The 16,626-nt window shown below is 66.9% G+C and carries 14 protein-coding genes; 5 read left to right on the plus strand and 9 right to left on the minus strand.

Features of this window, described 5'->3' with window-relative positions:
* Positions 1 to 23: 23 nt before the first annotated feature.
* Entirely contained in the window at positions 24 to 1,103 is a 1,080-nt protein-coding gene (locus tag AB4Z10_RS15990) for a citrate synthase/methylcitrate synthase (protein WP_441471367.1), read from the minus strand.
* Between the two features lie 87 nt (positions 1,104 to 1,190).
* On the opposite strand from AB4Z10_RS15990, the gene AB4Z10_RS15995 reads away from it, so the two are divergent.
* Complete coding sequence (locus tag AB4Z10_RS15995) at positions 1,191 to 2,330, plus strand: citrate/2-methylcitrate synthase (protein ID WP_441471368.1); 1,140 nt, start codon at positions 1,191 to 1,193, stop codon at positions 2,328 to 2,330.
* On the opposite strand, the gene AB4Z10_RS16000 is transcribed toward AB4Z10_RS15995, so the two are convergent.
* The 5 genes from AB4Z10_RS16000 to AB4Z10_RS16020 all read right to left on the minus strand — a co-directional run bounded on the left by AB4Z10_RS16000 (position 2,327) and on the right by AB4Z10_RS16020 (position 7,034).
* Complete coding sequence (locus AB4Z10_RS16000; protein ID WP_441471369.1) at positions 2,327 to 3,568, minus strand: class I SAM-dependent methyltransferase; 1,242 nt, start codon at positions 3,566 to 3,568, stop codon at positions 2,327 to 2,329. The genes AB4Z10_RS15995 and AB4Z10_RS16000 overlap by 4 nt on opposite strands.
* 267 nt (positions 3,569 to 3,835) lie before the next feature.
* On the minus strand, positions 3,836 to 4,615 hold the full coding sequence (locus AB4Z10_RS16005) for an ABC transporter ATP-binding protein (protein WP_441471370.1): 780 nt from the start codon (positions 4,613 to 4,615) through the stop codon (positions 3,836 to 3,838).
* Positions 4,612 to 5,385: an ABC transporter permease gene (locus AB4Z10_RS16010; RefSeq protein WP_441471371.1), complete on the minus strand. Its 774-nt coding sequence runs from the start codon at positions 5,383 to 5,385 to the stop codon at positions 4,612 to 4,614. The genes AB4Z10_RS16005 and AB4Z10_RS16010 overlap by 4 nt, the downstream gene beginning before the upstream one ends.
* Positions 5,382 to 5,918, minus strand: a complete 537-nt coding sequence (locus tag AB4Z10_RS16015) for a mismatch-specific DNA-glycosylase (RefSeq protein ID WP_441471372.1) — start codon at positions 5,916 to 5,918, stop codon at positions 5,382 to 5,384. The genes AB4Z10_RS16010 and AB4Z10_RS16015 overlap by 4 nt, the downstream gene beginning before the upstream one ends.
* A 156-nt stretch (positions 5,919 to 6,074) precedes the next feature.
* Positions 6,075 to 7,034, minus strand: a complete 960-nt coding sequence (locus AB4Z10_RS16020; protein WP_441471373.1) for an ABC transporter substrate-binding protein — start codon at positions 7,032 to 7,034, stop codon at positions 6,075 to 6,077.
* 238 nt (positions 7,035 to 7,272) lie between these two features.
* Here AB4Z10_RS16020 and AB4Z10_RS16025 point away from each other — a divergent pair, with 238 nt between their 5' ends.
* Complete coding sequence (locus AB4Z10_RS16025; protein ID WP_441471374.1) at positions 7,273 to 8,829, plus strand: acetolactate synthase large subunit; 1,557 nt, start codon at positions 7,273 to 7,275, stop codon at positions 8,827 to 8,829.
* 166 nt (positions 8,830 to 8,995) lie between these two features.
* Entirely contained in the window at positions 8,996 to 9,739 is a 744-nt protein-coding gene (locus AB4Z10_RS16030) for an acetoacetate decarboxylase (protein ID WP_441471375.1), read from the plus strand.
* Between the two features lie 19 nt (positions 9,740 to 9,758).
* Here AB4Z10_RS16030 and AB4Z10_RS16035 read toward each other — a convergent pair whose 3' ends face one another.
* The 3 genes from AB4Z10_RS16035 to AB4Z10_RS16045 form a co-directional block, all read right to left on the minus strand.
* Positions 9,759 to 10,802 carry a histone deacetylase family protein gene (locus AB4Z10_RS16035; RefSeq protein WP_441471376.1) on the minus strand — a complete coding sequence of 348 codons (1,044 nt, stop codon included), beginning with the start codon at positions 10,800 to 10,802 and terminating at the stop codon, positions 9,759 to 9,761.
* Between the two features lie 129 nt (positions 10,803 to 10,931).
* Positions 10,932 to 11,528 carry a TetR/AcrR family transcriptional regulator gene (locus AB4Z10_RS16040; RefSeq protein WP_441471377.1) on the minus strand — a complete coding sequence of 199 codons (597 nt, stop codon included), beginning with the start codon at positions 11,526 to 11,528 and terminating at the stop codon, positions 10,932 to 10,934.
* A gap of 112 nt (positions 11,529 to 11,640) precedes the next feature.
* Positions 11,641 to 12,819, minus strand: coding sequence for an acyl-CoA dehydrogenase family protein (locus tag AB4Z10_RS16045; RefSeq protein WP_441471378.1), 1,179 nt, complete (start codon positions 12,817 to 12,819; stop codon positions 11,641 to 11,643).
* A gap of 222 nt (positions 12,820 to 13,041) precedes the next feature.
* Here AB4Z10_RS16045 and AB4Z10_RS16050 point away from each other — a divergent pair, with 222 nt between their 5' ends.
* Together AB4Z10_RS16050 and AB4Z10_RS16055 are read left to right on the plus strand one after the other, a co-directional pair.
* Positions 13,042 to 14,619, plus strand: a complete 1,578-nt coding sequence (locus tag AB4Z10_RS16050; RefSeq protein WP_441471379.1) for an acyl-CoA carboxylase subunit beta — start codon at positions 13,042 to 13,044, stop codon at positions 14,617 to 14,619.
* 8 nt (positions 14,620 to 14,627) lie between these two features.
* Complete coding sequence (locus tag AB4Z10_RS16055; RefSeq protein WP_441471380.1) at positions 14,628 to 16,616, plus strand: acetyl/propionyl/methylcrotonyl-CoA carboxylase subunit alpha; 1,989 nt, start codon at positions 14,628 to 14,630, stop codon at positions 16,614 to 16,616.
* Positions 16,617 to 16,626 lie beyond the last annotated feature (10 nt).

Genomic DNA, 16,626 nt, shown 5'->3' on the forward strand with positions numbered 1-16,626 from the left:
GCCGGCTCCGGAATGACGGCGCGCTAGGCCGCCTGCCGCGGCTGCGGGCCGACATAGACCGATTGCGGGCGGATCAGCCGGCCGCCGGCGATCTGCTCCTTGGCATGGGCGAGCCAGCCCGTCGTCCGCCCCAGCGCGAAGACGCAGGTGAAGGAATCCGGCGTGAAGCCGAGTGCCTCCAGCAGCAGCGCCGTGTAGAACTCGACATTCGTTTCCAGCGTGCGGTTGGGCTTGCGCTCGCGCAGGATGGCGAGCGCCGCCTGCTCGACCGCCTCGGCCAGCGCGAGACGCCCGCTATCGGCGCCGAGCCGGCGGATCGCGCCCTTCAGCGCATCGGCGCGCGGGTCGCGCACGCGGTAGATGCGGTGGCCGAAACCCATCAGCCGGTCGCCGCGATCGAGCGCGGATTCGAGCCAGCTGCGGGCATTCGCCGGGGTACCGATCGCATCGAGCATCTCGATCACCGGACCGGGAGCGCCGCCATGGAGCGGCCCCTTCAGCGCGCTGATGCCCGCGAGCGTGGCCGAGACCAACCCGGCCCGGGTCGAGGCGACGACGCGGGCGGCGAAGGTCGAGGCGTTGAGGCCGTGATCGGCGACGGTGACGAGATAGGTATCGAGGGCAGTCGCCTGCTGCCTGGTCGGCGCCTTGCCGTGCAGCATGCGCAGCGTATCGGCGGCCTGCGACAGCGCAGGGTCGGGCGCGATCGGTGCAAGTCCCTGCCGCAAGCGCAGGGACGCGGCGGTGAAGACGGCGGGCGCCGCCAGAAGCCGCAGGATCGTGCCGGCGTCCTCGCCGTCCGGGATCAGCGCAGTCATTGCCCTGATCATCTCGACCGGCTCGAGCGTCACCGGCACCGCAGCCCTGGCGACGACCGTCTCGAACAAATCCTGCCGCGCGGCGCCCAGCGCCGCCGGAAGATCCTTCATGGCGGGCAGATCCGGCACGAAGCCGTCCAGCATCAGCGCAGCCATCTCCTCGAAGGAGGTGTGCCCCGCCAGTTCATCGAGGCTATGGCCGCGCATCACCAGCCGGCCAGCCGCTCCATCGACTTCCGAAAGGACAGTGTGCGCGGCAACGACATCTTCAAGGCCATCGGACATGGCGATCTCTCCTCAACATCTGAGGACTTGAGGATCGGTAGCTTCATCGCTAGAATCAATCTTGAACAATATAATCAATGTATTTCGATGACCGACTGGCTGACGGCGCAACAGGTGATGGTGCGGCTCGGGCTGAAGCCGCAGACGCTCTATGCCTATGTCAGCCGCGGGCTGATCGAGGCGCGTGGCGATGCGGGCGATTCGCGCCGGAGGCTCTATCGGGCGGAGGATGTGGCGCGGCTGGAGCGCCGCAAGGCGCGGGGGCGGAAACCGGCGGCCATCGCCGAGGACGCGATCGCCTTCGGCGAGCCGATCCTGGCCTCGGGCATCGCTACGATCCAGCGCGGCAAGCTCTGGTATCGCGGGCAGGATGCCGAGCAGCTCGCCGAGACGGCGAAGCTGGAAGATGTCGCGCGGCTGCTGTGGGATTGCGGTTCGCAACGCTTTCCGCCGCTGTTCACGATCGTGCCGGAGGCGCCGGCCCGGCAGCGCATGTTCGCGGTGATCGCGGCGCGTGCCGCCAGCGATCCCGCCATGGCCGGCCGCACGAAGAAGGCGCTCTATCTCGAGGCGGCGTCCGTCATCGATGCGCTGGTCGATGCGATTGCCGGGCGGCCGGGCCAAGGCCCGATCCACCACCGGCTGGCGCTGGCCTGGGGTTGCGATGCTGATGGCGCCGACCTGATCCGCCGCGCGCTGGTGCTGCTCGCTGACCATGAGCTCAACGCCTCGACCTTCGCGGTGCGGGTCGCCGCCTCGACGCGCGCCTCGCTCGCGGCCTGTGTGCTGGCCGGGCTGGCCACACTCTCCGGCCCGCTGCATGGCGGGATGACACCGCGCGTGCTCGGGCTGATGCGGGAGATCGCGAGCGAGGGCGTGGAGATGGCTGTCTCCGCCCGCCTCGCCACAGGCATGCCCCTGCCCGGCTTCGGCCATCCGCTCTATCCGGATGGCGATGCACGGGCCCTCGCGCTGCTAACCGCGTTCACGCTGCCGCCGGCCTATGAGGAGACGCGCCGGGCCGTCACGGCGCTGACCGGTGAGGAGCCGAATATCGATTTCGTGCTGACGGCGATCGCGAGCGAACTCGGGCTTGCGCCGGATGTGCCGTTCCAACTCTTCGCCGCCGCGCGCTGCGCGGGCTGGATCGCCCACGCGCTGGAGCAGAGCGAGACGGGGCGGCTCATCCGGCCCCGTGCCCGCTATGTCGGCCCGGAGCCGGCCTAAACCGGCTCGGCGACATACATCGTCGATGGCTTTTGCCCGAGCGTGTCTTTGCGCTCCTCGATATAGCCACGCGTGATCGGCAAGCCGTCGAGCTTCTTGGCGAGCTGGAACTGGAACACCACCAGATCATCGTGCCGGAAGCTCGCCTCGGACGCAGCGAGGTAGAACTCCCACATCCGGGCGAAGCGCTCGTCATACATCGCCACCGCCTCGTCGCGCCGGGCGAGGAAGTTCTCGCGCCAGGCCTTCAGCGTCTCGGCATAGTGGATACGCAGCACCTCGACATCCGTGATGACCAGCCCCTCCAGTTCGATCGCGGCCGCCACCTCCGACATGGCGGGGATGTAGCCGCCCGGGAAGATATACTTGGCGATGAAGGGATTGGTCGCGCCCGGCGGCGTCGAGCGGCCGATGGTGTGGATCAGCGCCACGCCATCGTCGTTGAGCAGCTCGCCGACCTTGCGGAAGTAGTCGCGGTAGTAGCCAACGCCGACATGCTCGAACATTCCGATCGAGACGATACGGTCGAAGGGCTCCGTCAGGTGGCGATAATCCTGCAGCCGGAACTCGACCGGCAGGCCTGAATCCGCGCCGCGCTGCTTCGCGATGGCAAGCTGTTCCTCGGAAAGCGTGATGCCAGTGACGGAAGCGCCGGTCTCGCCGGCGATCGACAGGGCCATGCCGCCCCAGCCGCAGCCGATATCGAGCACGCGCAGGCCCGACCGCAGATCGAGCTTGCCCATGATGTGCCGCTTCTTGGCGAGTTGCGCCTCGGCGAGAGTCATGTGCGGCTGCGCGAAATAAGCGCAGGAGTACTGCATGTCCGGGTCGAGGAAGAGCCGGAAGAAATCGCTCTTCAGGTCGTAATGATGCGCGACGTTGCGCTTCGCCAGTGCCGGCGTGTTGTTCTGGTGGAAACGGCGCACCGCGGTGCGCAGACCCTCCAGCGTCTTGCCCCAGCCCTTCGGGCGGGCCTTGTGGACGGCGGCAACCAGCGCGTCGAGCAGATCATAGAGCGAGCCCTGCTCGACCACGACGCGCCCGTCCATGACGGCTTCACCCAGGGCGAGTTCAGGATTGAGCGCGAGTTTCAGTTCGGTCGGCGAATCCACGATACGCATGCGCAACCGCGGCGCAGAGCCCTGTCCGATGGATTGAAGCGTGCCATCGGGAAAAACAACATCGATACGTGGCTCGATCGCGAGCCGAGACAACATCCTGGCAATCAGCGAGTGCATTGGCCCCACCTTCGGCAGCGCCCCTTTCCATCAACATGGCAAGTCGGATCGCTGTCGTAACCGCCCCTCGGCGCAAGGCAGGCACTCGCCTGCGACATGACAACGCAGGCGGCGCGGCTTGGTTCCCCTACGGAAGCATGACTGGTTTTGCCTTTACGCCGCAGCCCCTTTCGTCATTGCGAGCGCAGCGAAGCAATCCAGGGAGACGTAGAGCTCCGCCGGCCCTGGATTGCTTTGTCGCTTCGCTCCTCGCAATGACGAGGATGGTCAATGATCGGCGGCGATCACCTCGGCACGGATCTCCTCAACCAGTCGCTCCTTCAGGGCGACGAATTCCGGGGTCGTCTTGATGGTGTAAGGACGCGGGTGTGGCAGATCCACGGCGATATCGGCCTTGATCCGCCCCGGGCGCGCGCTCATCACGACGACGCGGGAGCCGACGAAGATGGCCTCCTCGATATCATGGGTCACGAAGAGCACGGTCTTCTTCTCGCGCTCCCATATGCCGAGCAGCATCTCCTGCATCAGCGCGCGGGTCTGGTTGTCGAGCGCGCCGAAAGGCTCGTCGAGCAGCAGGATCTTGGGGTCGTTGGCGAGTGCGCGAGCGATCGCCGTGCGCTGCTGCATGCCGCCCGAGAGCTGCTTCGGAAAATGGTCGACGAAGCTGCCGAGCCCGACGCGCACCGCCCAGTCGCGGGCGATCCTCAGCCGCTCGGCCTCGGGCACCCCCTTTTCGCGCAGGCCGAACGCGATGTTCTGCTGCACCGTCAGCCAGGGGAAGAGCGTGTAGCTCTGGAAGACGAAACCCCGATCGGCTCCCGGCCCCGACACAGGCGTGCCGTCGAGCAGGATGCGCCCCTCGCTCGCCGTCTCCAGCCCGCCGATGATGCGCAGCAGGGTCGACTTGCCGCAACCGGACGGGCCGAGGATCGTAATGAAGTCGTTGTCGGCGACGTTGAGCGAGGTCGGCATCAGCGCCCGCGTCGGCTCAGCACCGCGCTGGCCTGCGAAGATCTTGCCGACATTCTCGATGACAAGCTTGCTCATGCGCGCGCCCACGGAAACAGGCGCTGGTTGATCGCCTTGAAGAGGAAATCCGAGACCAGCCCGATGAGGCCGATCACGATGATACCGAAGATGATCTGCCCGGTGTTCAGCAGCGCCTGGCTGTCGGTGATCATGTGGCCGATGCCGGAAGAAGAGCCGATCAGCTCGGCGACGATGACATAGGTCCAGGCCCAGCCGAGGACGAGGCGGAAGATCTCGGCTATCTCGGGCGCGGCGTTCGGCAACATGACGCGGCGCACCACCGACCGGTCGGTGGCGCCCAGCGTATAGGCGGCATCGACCAGATCGCGCCGGATCGAACCGACCGAGACCGCGATCATCAGGATGAGCTGGAAGACCGAGCCGATGAAGATGACGAGCAGCTTCTGCGTCTCGCCGATACCGGCCCAGAGGATCAGCAGCGGAATGAAGGCCGAGGCCGGCAGATAGCGCGCGAAGGAGACGAAGGGCTCCAGGAACGCCTCGATAGGCTTGTAGGCGCCCATCATGATGCCGAGCGGCAGAGCGACGATGACGGCGATGATGAAGCCGCCGACGACGCGCCAGATCGTCATCATGATGTCGAAGCTGAAGCCGTAGCGCACCATCAGATTGTAGCCCTCGCCGACCATGGTCAGCGGGTCGGCCAGGAAGAGACGCTGGACATAGCCGCCGAAGGTCGCGACCGACCAGAGCGCGACGAAGAGCGCGAAGAAGGCCAGGCCATAGCCGATGCGGGCCGTGGCCGAGACGGGTTGCAAGGGTCTCATCGCGATATCGTTCCGGTCACGGCCATGGCCAGTTGCTTCCAGGGTTCGATCGACCAGAAGCCGGCTGCGGCGCCTGAGGTCGAGGGGAGGACATAGATCTCGGCACCGGCCAGCTTCTCAGCCTGCCGCCCGTAGGAAAGCCGTCCCTCGCTGATCCCGAGGACGGCCTGTGCCGCGCGCTTGCCGTTGAAGGCGAGGATATCAGGCGCGCTTGCCGCGATCCGCGCCTCGAAGCCAGCCACATCGAAATGGCTGCCGCGCAGGGCGGAGTCCGGGCCGGAGGTCCGCTTGGCCACGTCGGTCAGGCCGATGCCGTAGCGCGGCAGGCTTCGGAAGTCCTCTGGCACGAGCCTTAGCGGTACGAGCCCGGTCTGATGGAGAACCGGCCAGAACTTGTTGCCCGGGCCGGCATAATAGGCTCCGCGCCGGGCCGAGGCGGCTCCGGCCTGCGTGCCGCAGAAGACGACGCGCAGGCCGGGTTCCAGAACATCCGGGAGGATGTCGCCCCTTGGGCATTCAAGGCCGGCCGTCACCCTCCAGCCCTCATCCTGAGGAGCCGCGCAGCGGCGTCCCGAAGGATGCTCCAGATAGTTCCCGAGCCTTCTGAAACATCCTTCGAGACGCCATCCCTTTCGGGATGGCTCCTCAGAATGAGGGCTCGCGCAGATCTCAAGCAGCCTCCCCGGCGTTCACTTGCCGGCGACGAACTTCGTGTCGACCAGCGCGGCGAGATCGGGCTTGGCCTTGATCAGGCCGATATCAAGCAGGAGATCGGCTGCCTTGGCGGAGAAGGCCTGCCAATCGCCCGCAAAGAACTTCTTGTTGCCGTCGGCATCCGACCAGCGCAGGAAGGCGGCCGACTTGCCGAATTGCTCGCCGGTCTGCTTCACATCCGCGCCCATGATCTCATAGGCCTTGGCCTGGTCCTTCTTGATCATCTCCAGCGCCTCGAAATAGCTCTGGGCGAGCGCGGCAGCCGCCTTCTCGTTGACAAGGAAGGCAGGCGTGCAGCCGAAGGTGTCCATCACCATCGGGTAGTCGAGGGTAGTGGCGATGATCTTGCCCGCATCCGGCTTGTCGCGGACGGTGGAGAGATAGGGCTCATAGGTCATGGCCGCGTCGTTCTGGCCGGCGATGAAAGCCTGCGCGGCCGGGCCGGGCTCCATGTTGACGACGGTCACGTCCTTCATGGACATGCCATTTTCCTTGAGCATCCAGGCGAGCGCGAAATAGGGCGAGGTGCCGGGCGCCGAGGCCGCGACCGTCTTGCCCTTCAGGTCCTTGATCGAGCCGACGGCGTTGCGCACGGCCATGCCGTCGGCGCCGTAGCTCTTGTCGAGCTGGAAGATCTGCTTGGTCTTGATGCCGGCCGCGTCCCAGACGATCCAGGTCTCGACCGTGGTCGCGGCGCACTGGATGTCGCCCGAGGCGATGGCGAGGTGGCGATCCTTCTGCGGAATCTTCTTGATCGTCACGTCCAGGCCGTTCTTGGCGAAGATGCCGGCCTCCTTGGCGAGCACCAGCGGCGCGAAGCCGGTCCAGCCGGAAATACCGATATTGACCTTGGTCTGCGCTTGGGCGCCACCCGCCGCCAGAAGCGCCGCGAGGCCAATGCCCACAGTCGCGCCGATGCGCTTGAAAACTGCCATGGTTGAAACCTTTCCCCTGCTTTTGCGGCTGATGCTCCGCTCAGACGCCTAAACGTCATCCGCGGCGAGATTCAACCTTCCTTCCGAAGCAGGTTGAATACATATGCAAATCCGTCAAGCGGCCGATCACTGTCGCTTGGGAAAGCGATGACATTCTCTTGTTTGACAGGGCGGGAGGAATTTCCTCCCCTGCGCCCGCCGGCGCAAGGGCGCCTTCTTTCGAGTCGAGGTTTTCCCAATGAACGGCGCCGACCGCCTTTGCGACACGCTTCTGATCAACGGCGTCGATACCTGCTTCGCCAATCCCGGCACCTCCGAAATGCATTTCGTCGCAGCCCTCGACCGCAAGCCACAGATGCGCTGCGTGCTCGGCCTGTTCGAGGGCGTGGTGACCGGTGCCGCCGACGGCTATGCCCGCATGGCCGACAAGCCGGCAGCGACGCTGCTGCATTGCGGGCCGGGCATGGCGAACGCGCTTGCCAACATGCACAACGCCCGGCGCGCCCGCACGCCGATGATCAACGTCGTCGGCGACCACGCCACCTACCACCTCGTCCATGACGCGCCGCTGACCAGCGATATCGAGAGCCTGGCGCATCCGATGTCGCATTTCGTCCGGCGCATCGCGACGGCGGAGGATGTCGGCCCGGCGATCGGGGAAGCCTATGTCGCCTCGCTGACCCTGCCCGGCGTCACCACCGTGATCCTGCCGGCTGACTGCGCCTGGGGGAGTGTCGAGCCCGCCATGCTGAAGCCGACCGAGCTGCCGGCGCTGAAGAGCGTCGAAGCCGCCACGATCCGCGCGGTCGCAGCCGGCCTGCGCAAGCATGGCGCGCGTGCGGCGATCATGCTGACCGGCCTGGCGCTGCGCGAGAAGTCGATGGAGATGGCGGCCCGCATCTGCGCAACGACCGGCGCCAAGATCTTCAGCCAGATGTCGAACGGGCGCATCCAGCGCGGCGCCGGCCGCGTCGCCATGCCCAAGGTGTTCTACCCGATCGACAAGGCGCTCGATCAGCTCAAGGACGTCGATTACCTCGTGCTCGTCGGGGCTCAGACCCCGGTCGGCTTCTTCGCCTATCCGGGCAAGCCCGGCCGCCTGATCCATGACGGCTGCGAGGTCGCGACGCTCGCCAGCCCCGGCGACGATCTGCCTGCATCGATCACCGCGCTCGCGGAGGAGATGGGCGCCACCAAGACCGCCCCCGCCTACATCGCCCCGCCGCGCAAGGAGCAGCCTGCTCTGCCGACCGGCAAGCTCGATGCCGACAAGGCCTGCGCCATCGTCTCGGCGCTGCTGCCGGAGAACTGCATCGTTTGCGATGAGTCGGTCTCGTCGGGCCGGAGCTTCTACTACGACTGCCACAGCGCGCCGCAGCACGACTACATCCAGCTCACCGGCGGCGCGATCGGCGAAGGCATCCCGCTGGCCATCGGCGCGGCCGTGGCCTGCCCCGACCGCAAGGTCATCGGCATGCAGGCCGACGGCTCGGGCATGTACACGGTGCAGGGGCTCTGGACGCAGGCGCGCGAAAACCTCGACATCGTCACCGTCATCTTCGCCAACCGGACCTATCAGATCCTGCATGGCGAGATGCGCGCCGTCGGCGTCAACGACTTCGGCCGCAACGCGACGCTGATGCTCAACATCGACGAGCCGGCGCTCGACTGGGTGTCGATGGCCAAGGGCATGGGCGTGGAGGCTGCGCGCGCCACGACGGCCGAGGAGTTCACCAGCCTGTTCAAGGCGGCGCTGGCCAAGAAGGGGCCGTTCCTGATCGAAGCGGCGATCTGAGAGCCCGTTCGAGACAAATCGCCCTCCGCCTGGGGAACATTTCTCAGGGTGGAGGGCAATCTTTGCGCGAGCGGTGAGGAGAAGCTTTCCTATTCGTCCGGTCACCATCAATCTGTCGCAGGACGCCTGCCAGAGTTGCGGCTGATTTCGAGAAGGAGCGACCAGCATGAACCGGGACGAGATCCTCAAGGCGCCGTCGATGCCCGTCTTCAGCCCCAGCTATCCGCATCCGCCGAACCGCTTCATCAAGCGGGAATATCTGATCATCACCTACGAGACGGACCCCGAAATCATCCGCGCCGCGCTGCCCGAGCCGCTCGAGCCGGCACCCGGCAACCTCGTCTTTTACGAGTGGATGAAGATGCCGGATTCGTCCGGTTTCGGTTCCTATGAGGAGAGCGGGACCGGCATCTACGCCAGCTACAAGGGAGAGCCCTGCAACTTCTCGGTGCAGATGTATCTCGACGACGAGCCGCCCATCACCGGTGGACGCGAGATCTGGGGCTTCCCCAAGAAGTACGGCGTGCCGCGCCTCAGCGTGATGAAGGACACCCTGACCGGCACGCTGCACTATGACGGCGAGCGCGTGGCAATGGGCACGATGACCTACAAGCATCGCAGCCTGCAGGATCAGCTCGACAAGGTGCGCGACGGCATCGCCGGCCTGAACATCAACCTGAAGCTGCTGCCCGATGTCGATGGCTCACCGAAGGTGGCTCAGCTCGTCGGCTACAATCTCACGGACATCACGGTCCATGGCGCCTGGGAGGGAGAGGCGCGGCTGCATCTCATCCCTCATGTCAACTGCCGGGTCGCCGACTTCCCCGTGCGGAGAATCGTGCGGGCGCGTCACCAGCTCGTCGATTTCACGCTGCCTTTCGGCCGGGTGCTGCACGACTACCTCGCCTAGCACCCGCGCGACACCGCCTTCAGACAAACCCGCCCAGGAACGCATCGAGGCAATCGCCGATCGCCTCGATCGCATAGCCGCCCTCCTGCACCACGAGCGTCGGCAGGCCGAACGCCTTCACCTGCCGGCCGATGGTGCCGAAATCGGACGCATCCAGCTTCAGCACGCCGATCGGGTCGTCCTTGTGGGCGTCGTATCCGAGCGCGACGACCAGCACCTCGGCGCCGAAATCGCGTATCGCCTTGCCGGCGCGATCGACCGCCGCCTGCATCTCGGCTCCGCCCGCGCCATGCGCCAAAGGCAGGTTGAGGTTGAAGCCCTCGCCCGGCCCGTTGCCGCGCTCATCGGCGTAGCCCGTGAAGAAGGGATAGTAGTTCGCCGGGTCGGCATGGACCGAAATCGTCAGCACGTCGTCGCGGCGATAGAAGATCTGCTGGGTGCCGTCGCCATGATGGGCATCGACATCGAGGATCGCGACCTTGCCGAACTTGCTGCGCAGACGCTGAGCGGCAATCGCTGTGTTGTTGAGGTAGCAGAAGCCGGTGGCACGGTCGGCACGGGCGTGGTGGCCCGAGGGGCGGCACAGCGAGTAGACGGCGCGCTCCCCTGCAAGGATCGCATCGGCACCGGAAACCGCGGTTTCCGATGAGCGCAGCGTCGAATGCCAGCAGTGCTCGCCGACCGGCACCGACAGGTCCCCGAGATACCAGCCGAGCTGGCCGATGAAGCCGGTCGGGCGGCAGGGCGGGCGGACATCCTCGTCCGGGCGGCCGCTCCAATAGGGGAAGGTATTGGGCCAGGCTTCCGGCCCGCGCTCGGCCGGCAACTCCTGCCAACGCGCCCAGGCGGTTTCGAGAAACGTGACGAATCCGGCATCGTGAATCGCGAGAACCGGGGCGGTGCCGTGAGCCGCGGGCCGCTCCGGCGCGATGCCATGCTTCGCCAGGGCACCGAGCAGGCGCTCCGTCCGTTCCGGCAGGTCCTTGGGCGCCACGACCTTGCCGAAGCGCATGTATTGCTGCGGGTCGTGGAGGGCTTGGTCGGAATGATAGAAGGCGCGCATCAGGCTCATCGTCCTCGTGGGGCAGCGAGGCGATCGCGGCCCCGCAGGCGGATGCTAGCAACGGCTGCGGCAGCGGTCAGCTACGCCGACGCCGTCCGCCCTTGCGCGGAGGGCGGAGCGACCGGCGCATCATGGCGAGAGAAGCGCCGCGAACTCGCGCGCCAGCGCATCGATCTCGAAGCGTTCGGGTCTGTACCAATCGGTCGAGCCATTGAGCGCGCCGAGCAGGAAGAGGCGCAGCACGTCCGGCGAGCGCTCCGCCGGCAGCGCGCCAGCCTGCTGCAGCTCCGCGATCAGCCGGCGCCAGACCTCCTCATAGGCGCGTCGCACGGCACGCACGCTTTCCGGCACCGGAGCCGCGCCAAAGTTGAAGACCTTGATGCTAGCAGAGGTGTAGTCGCCATGGCCGTGCAGCGCCGCGAGATGGCCCCGGATCGCCGCCTCCAGCCGCTCACGCGGCAGCGCCCCTTCCGTTGCGGCGAGCGCGGCAACGACGCCCTCATGCACGAAGCGGACGCCGTCGTTCACGACCGCCTCGACGATCTCCTCCTTCGAGGCGAAGTGGTAGTAGAGGCTCGCCTTGCGGATGCCGACGGCCTCGGCGATCTCGCGCAGCGTGGTCTGATGGTAGCCGCCGCTACGCAGCAGCCGCGCGGCATGGTCGAGGATCAGGCGGCGCGAGCTGTTCTCGGTGTCGCGCGGGCTGCGGTCGGCGGCGACAGTCATGCGCAGGAGCCCGCGTCATTCTCGGGCGAAGCGAGGCGCAGACCCGAGAATCTCTGGCATGAGATGCTCGGGTCAATCCCGAGCATGACGGCTGAAGGGGCGCGCAACAGCATCACAGCCGCTTCGCCACCTCTTCGAGCATCACCTCGGTGGCGCCGCCGCCGATGGACTGGACGCGAGCGTCGCGGGTCATGCGCTCGATCGCGCTTTCGCGCATGTAGCCCATGCCACCATGGAACTGCAGGCAGTCATACATGACTTCGTTGACCAGCTCGCCGCAGTAGGCCTTGACCATCGAGACCTCGCGGGTGGCGTCGAAGCCCTGCGCATCGAGCCAGGCAGCGTGATAGACGAGTTGGCGGCCGGCCTCGACCTTGCCCGCAAGCTCGGCAAGCCGCTGGCGGATCGCCTGCTTCTCCCAGAGCGGCGCGCCGAAGGCTTTTCGCGTCTTCACATAGTCCAGCGTCAGGTCGATGGCGGCCTGCGACTCCCCGATCGCCATCGCGCCGATCACGGTGCGCTCGTTCTGGAAATTGCTCATGATCGCGTAGAAGCCACGGCCCTCCTGCCCAAGCAGGTTTTCGGCCGGCACGCGACAATCGACGAAGGAAAGCTCGGCAGTATCGGACGAGCGCCAGCCATGCTTGTCGAGCGCGCGGGAGACCGAGAAGCCGGGCGTGCCCTTCTCGACGAGGAAGATCGAGACCGATTGCGAGGGCTTGGCCGCCGGATCGGTCTTGGCGGCAACGCAGTAGAGATCGGCGTAGACGCCGTTGGTGATGAACATCTTGGCGCCGTTGAGGACGTAATGGTCGCCCTCGCGCCGCGCCGTGGTACGGATGCCCTTCACGTCCGAGCCGGCATCGGGCTCGGTCACGGCGACCGCGACGATCTTCTCGCCGGCGATGATGGCCGGCAGATACCGGTCCTTCTGCGCCTTGCTGCCGGCATTGGCGATATGGACCGAGGCCATGTCGGTGTGGACCAGCGCGGTGATGGCAACACCCGAGAAGGTCGAGCGGCCGAGTTCCTCCGCCAGCACGACGGTCGCGAGCGTATCCATCTCCGAGCCGCCATATTCGGCCGGATAACGAATACCGAAGAAGCCGAGCTCGCCCATCCGGCGCAGCACCGCGCGCGGGACGAATCCGTCCTCCTCCCATTTCAGGGCGTGCGGCTTGATCTCGGTCTCGACGAAGCGGCGAACCTGATCGCGCAGCGCCTCATGCTCCTCGGTGAAATAGGGCGAGCGACGCGCGCCCTCGCCTGCAAGCGTCTCGACGGCCGACATGGCTTTCTCCCTGCTTGACCGCGGCGCCGCGATCTGACTACCTACCGGACGGTAGGTGAATGTTACGGCGAGATCAAGTTCCGTCATTTGCCTAAGGAGAACAGGTCATCCCGGACAAGCCGCGTCAGCGGCGCCGATCCGGGATCCATGCCGGAACCGTTCAGGCATGGATCCCGGGTCTCCGCGTCGCTCCGCCCGGGATGACGGCCAGCGGGAGTCGGCATGTCGGAAGCAACCTCTTCAGCGGTCACCGCCCCTCCCCCGCTCTCCGCCATGCTGGAGACGCTGCGCCAGCGCCACGGCCTCATCGCGCAAGGCGGCGGCGAGAAGCTGCGCGCCCGGCATGAATCGCGCGGCAAGATCATGGTGCGCGAGCGCATCGATCTCCTCCTCGATCCGCAGACGCCCTTCCTCGAACTGTCACCGCTTGCAGCCTGGGAACTCTACGGCAACGAGGTGCCGGGCGCCGGCATCGTCACCGGCATCGGCATCGTGCAGGGCCGCGCCTGCATGCTGATCGCCAACGACGCCACGGTGAAGGGCGGCTCCTTCTTCGCCGAAACCGTTCGCAAGCATCTGCGGGCACAGGAGATCGCCGAGGAGCACCGGCTGCCCTGCCTCTACCTCGTCGATTGCGGCGGCGCCTTCCTGCCGGAACAGGACCGCGTCTTCCCGGACCGCGACCATTTCGGCGGCTCCTTCTACAACCAGTGCCGGATGTCGGCCGCGGGCATTCCGCAGATCTCGATCGTCTTCGGCGGCGCGACGGCGGGCGGCGCCTATATCCCGGCGCTTTCCGACCAGGTGATCATGGTGAAGGGGACGGGGCGCATCCATCTCGGCGGCCCGCCGATCGTGAAGGCGGCGATCCACGAGATCGTCGATGGCGAGACGCTGGGCGGGGCGGAAATGCATACGCTGGTCTCCGGCGTCAGCGACCACCTCTTCGAAACCGAGATGGAGGGGCTCGCCAAGCTGCGCGAGATCGTCGGCGCGCTCGGCGAAATCGGCCGGGTCGCGCCGCCGCCGCAAGCACCCGCAGCGCCAAAGCTCGACCCGGCCGAACTCGTCGATATCGTCCCGACCGATCTGCGCCGACCTTATGACGTGCGGGAGGTCATCGCACGCGTGGCCGACGACAGCGCCTTCAGCGCCTTCAAGCCGGATTACGGCGCGACGCTCGTCACCGGCTTCGCCCATATCCACGGCTATCCCGTGGGGATTCTCGCCAATAACGGGGTGCTGTTCTCGGAAAGCGCCATCAAGGGCGCGCATTTCATCGAGCTCTGCGACCAGCGCCAGATTCCGCTGCTCTTCCTGCAGAATATCACCGGCTTCATGGTCGGCACGGAGGCCGAGCGCGGCGGCATCGCCAAGCATTCGGCCAAGCTCGTCTATGCCGTCTCGAATGCGCGCGTGCCGAAATACACCGTGCTGATCGGCGGATCGTATGGCGCGGGCAATTACGGCATGTGCGGGCGCGGCTTCCGGCCACGCTTCCTGTTCTCCTGGCCGAATGCCCGGATCGCGACGATGAGCCCGGAGGTCGCGGCTACCGTGGTGACGGAGCTGCGCCGGCAATCGCTCAGGGGTTCGGGCGACGAAGCGGCCATCGCCGAGCTCGACAAGCGCACCCGCGCCCAGTTCGAGGAGCAGAGCGACCCCTATTACGCCACGGCCCGGCTCTGGGACGACGGCATCATCGAGCCCCAGCAGACGCGCGACGTGCTGGGCCTTTGCCTCGCCCTTTCAGCGGGCGAGACGCGCGATACCGGCCCGCGGCCGGTCTACCGGATGTGAGCGGCGCCATGTTCGACACCCTCCTCATCGCCAATCGCGGCGAGATCGCCTGCCGCATCATCCGCACCTGCCGCAAGCTCGGCATCCGCACCGTCGCGGTCCATTCCGAGGCCGACAGAGACGCCCTGCATGTCCGGCTCGCCGACACGGCCGTGCATATTGGCCCCGCCCCGGCGCGCGATTCCTATCTGCGCGCCGACCGCATCATCGACGCCGCGCTCAAGACCGGCGCACAGGCGATCCATCCGGGTTATGGCTTCCTGTCGGAACGGCTGGATCTGATCGCCGCCTGCGAGGCGAACGGCATCACCTTCGTCGGTCCCTCCGCCCAAGCCATCGAGGCAATGGGCGACAAGATCCGCTCCAAGCAGATCGCGCGGGAGGCCGGGGTTCCCGGCGTGCCCGGCTATGACGGCGCCGATCAGGCACCCGCGACGCTGAAGCGCGCGGCGCTGCGCATCGGTCTGCCCGTCATGGTCAAGGCCTCGGCCGGCGGCGGCGGCAAGGGCATCCGCAAGGTTGAGATCGAAGCCGATCTCGACGCCGCCATCGCGACCGCCAGCCGCGAGGCCGAAGCCGCCTTCGGGGATGGGCGCTTGCTGATCGAGAAATTCGTGACGCGGCCGCGCCATGTCGAGGTGCAGGTCGCCGGCGACAGGCACGGCGACATCGTTCACCTCTTCGAGCGCGACTGCTCGGTGCAGCGCTCAAACCAGAAGTTGCTGGAAGAAGCCCCTGCCCCCAATCTCAAGCCGGAGGTCCGCGCCGCGCTGCATGCGCATGCGCTGAAGCTCGCCCGCGCCATCGCCTACGACAATCTCGGCACCGTCGAATTCCTTGTCGACGCAACGACGCAGGAAGTGTTCTTCCTCGAGATGAACACGCGCCTGCAGGTCGAGCATCCCGTGACGGAAGCGATCACGGGGCTCGATCTGGTCGAATGGCAGATCCGCATCGCCGCCGGCGAGACGCTGCCGCGCCGCCAGGAGGAGATCGCCTGCATCGGCCACGCCATCGAGGCACGGCTGACGGCGGAGCGGGCCGAAGAAGGCTTCCAGCCCGACACCGGCACGATCACGCTCTGGCGCGAGCCGGAGGGGCTGCGCGTAGACAGCGGCGTCGAAACCGGCAGCACCGTCTCGCCCTTCTACGATTCCATGCTCGCCAAGGTCATCGCCCATGGCCCCGACCGGGAGGCTGCGCGGCGGCGCCTCGCCGATGGCTTGGAGCGCATGACGGTATTCGGCCCGGCGACGATCCGGCCCTTCCTCGTCGATGCGCTGAGACAGCCGGTGTTCGCGCGTGGCGAGGCCACAACGTTGTTCATCGGCGAGACCTGGCCTGCCGGCTGGCGGCTGCCCGCCGGCACTGCGCGGGAGCGCGATGCTCTCGCGGCAGCGATCTGGCTCGCCGGGACCAAGCCGATCGCGGCGGGGCCCTGGGGGGCGCTGACCGATTTCCGGCTGCTGGGGACGGCGGGCAAGCCCGCGGAGAGCCATCTCACCCTCAGACATGCGGGCCAGACCAGCCGGATCAGGGTCGAAAGCCGAGGTGGCGCTTTCCACGTCATGGCCGAAGGCGAAGAAACCGAGGTCTCGGTCACAGCAGGAGCCGACCCGACGCGGTGGCGGGCGATGCTCGACGGCCGGCGCCTGACGGTCGATGCGGTGCGCGACAAGACCGGAGTCCATCTGCGCTGGGGCACGTTCGAGGGGCGGATCGAGATCGCGCTTGCGGTCGCAGCGGAGGCGGCGGCGCGCGAAGCCGCGGGCGGCTCCGGCGACGCAGTGCGGGCGGCTATGCCGGGCACCGTCGCCGCCATTCATGTCCAAGAAGGCGATAGCGTCGCTGCCGGACAGGTCGTCGCAGTGCTGGAATCGATGAAGCTTTTCATGGACCTGAAGAGCCCGGCGACCGGCATCGTGACGCGGGTTGCGGCCAAGCAGGGCGCGACGGCAGCGGCGGGCGAGCTCCTGATCGCGATCGAGCCGAACTGATGCCGTCGCC

Origin of the sequence: Allobosea sp. RAF48 (assembly GCF_052114025.1) — a bacterium.
Classification (GTDB): Bacteria; Pseudomonadota; Alphaproteobacteria; order Rhizobiales; family Beijerinckiaceae; genus Allobosea.

What these genes read in the sequence shown, in the direction of transcription:
- AB4Z10_RS15990 (WP_441471367.1), bottom strand. Translation starts at nt 1,103, where the DNA reads ATGTCCGATGGCCTTGAAGATGTCGTTGCCGCGCACACTGTCCTTTCG.
- AB4Z10_RS15995 (WP_441471368.1), top strand. Translation starts at nt 1,191, where the DNA reads ATGACCGACTGGCTGACGGCGCAACAGGTGATGGTGCGGCTCGGGCTG.
- AB4Z10_RS16000 (WP_441471369.1), bottom strand. Translation starts at nt 3,568, where the DNA reads ATGCACTCGCTGATTGCCAGGATGTTGTCTCGGCTCGCGATCGAGCCA.
- AB4Z10_RS16005 (WP_441471370.1), bottom strand. Translation starts at nt 4,615, where the DNA reads ATGAGCAAGCTTGTCATCGAGAATGTCGGCAAGATCTTCGCAGGCCAG.
- AB4Z10_RS16010 (WP_441471371.1), bottom strand. Translation starts at nt 5,385, where the DNA reads ATGAGACCCTTGCAACCCGTCTCGGCCACGGCCCGCATCGGCTATGGC.
- AB4Z10_RS16020 (WP_441471373.1), bottom strand. Translation starts at nt 7,034, where the DNA reads ATGGCAGTTTTCAAGCGCATCGGCGCGACTGTGGGCATTGGCCTCGCG.
- AB4Z10_RS16025 (WP_441471374.1), top strand. Translation starts at nt 7,273, where the DNA reads ATGAACGGCGCCGACCGCCTTTGCGACACGCTTCTGATCAACGGCGTC.
- AB4Z10_RS16030 (WP_441471375.1), top strand. Translation starts at nt 8,996, where the DNA reads ATGAACCGGGACGAGATCCTCAAGGCGCCGTCGATGCCCGTCTTCAGC.
- AB4Z10_RS16035 (WP_441471376.1), bottom strand. Translation starts at nt 10,802, where the DNA reads ATGCGCGCCTTCTATCATTCCGACCAAGCCCTCCACGACCCGCAGCAA.
- AB4Z10_RS16040 (WP_441471377.1), bottom strand. Translation starts at nt 11,528, where the DNA reads ATGACTGTCGCCGCCGACCGCAGCCCGCGCGACACCGAGAACAGCTCG.
- AB4Z10_RS16045 (WP_441471378.1), bottom strand. Translation starts at nt 12,819, where the DNA reads ATGTCGGCCGTCGAGACGCTTGCAGGCGAGGGCGCGCGTCGCTCGCCC.
- AB4Z10_RS16050 (WP_441471379.1), top strand. Translation starts at nt 13,042, where the DNA reads ATGTCGGAAGCAACCTCTTCAGCGGTCACCGCCCCTCCCCCGCTCTCC.
- AB4Z10_RS16055 (WP_441471380.1), top strand. Translation starts at nt 14,628, where the DNA reads ATGTTCGACACCCTCCTCATCGCCAATCGCGGCGAGATCGCCTGCCGC.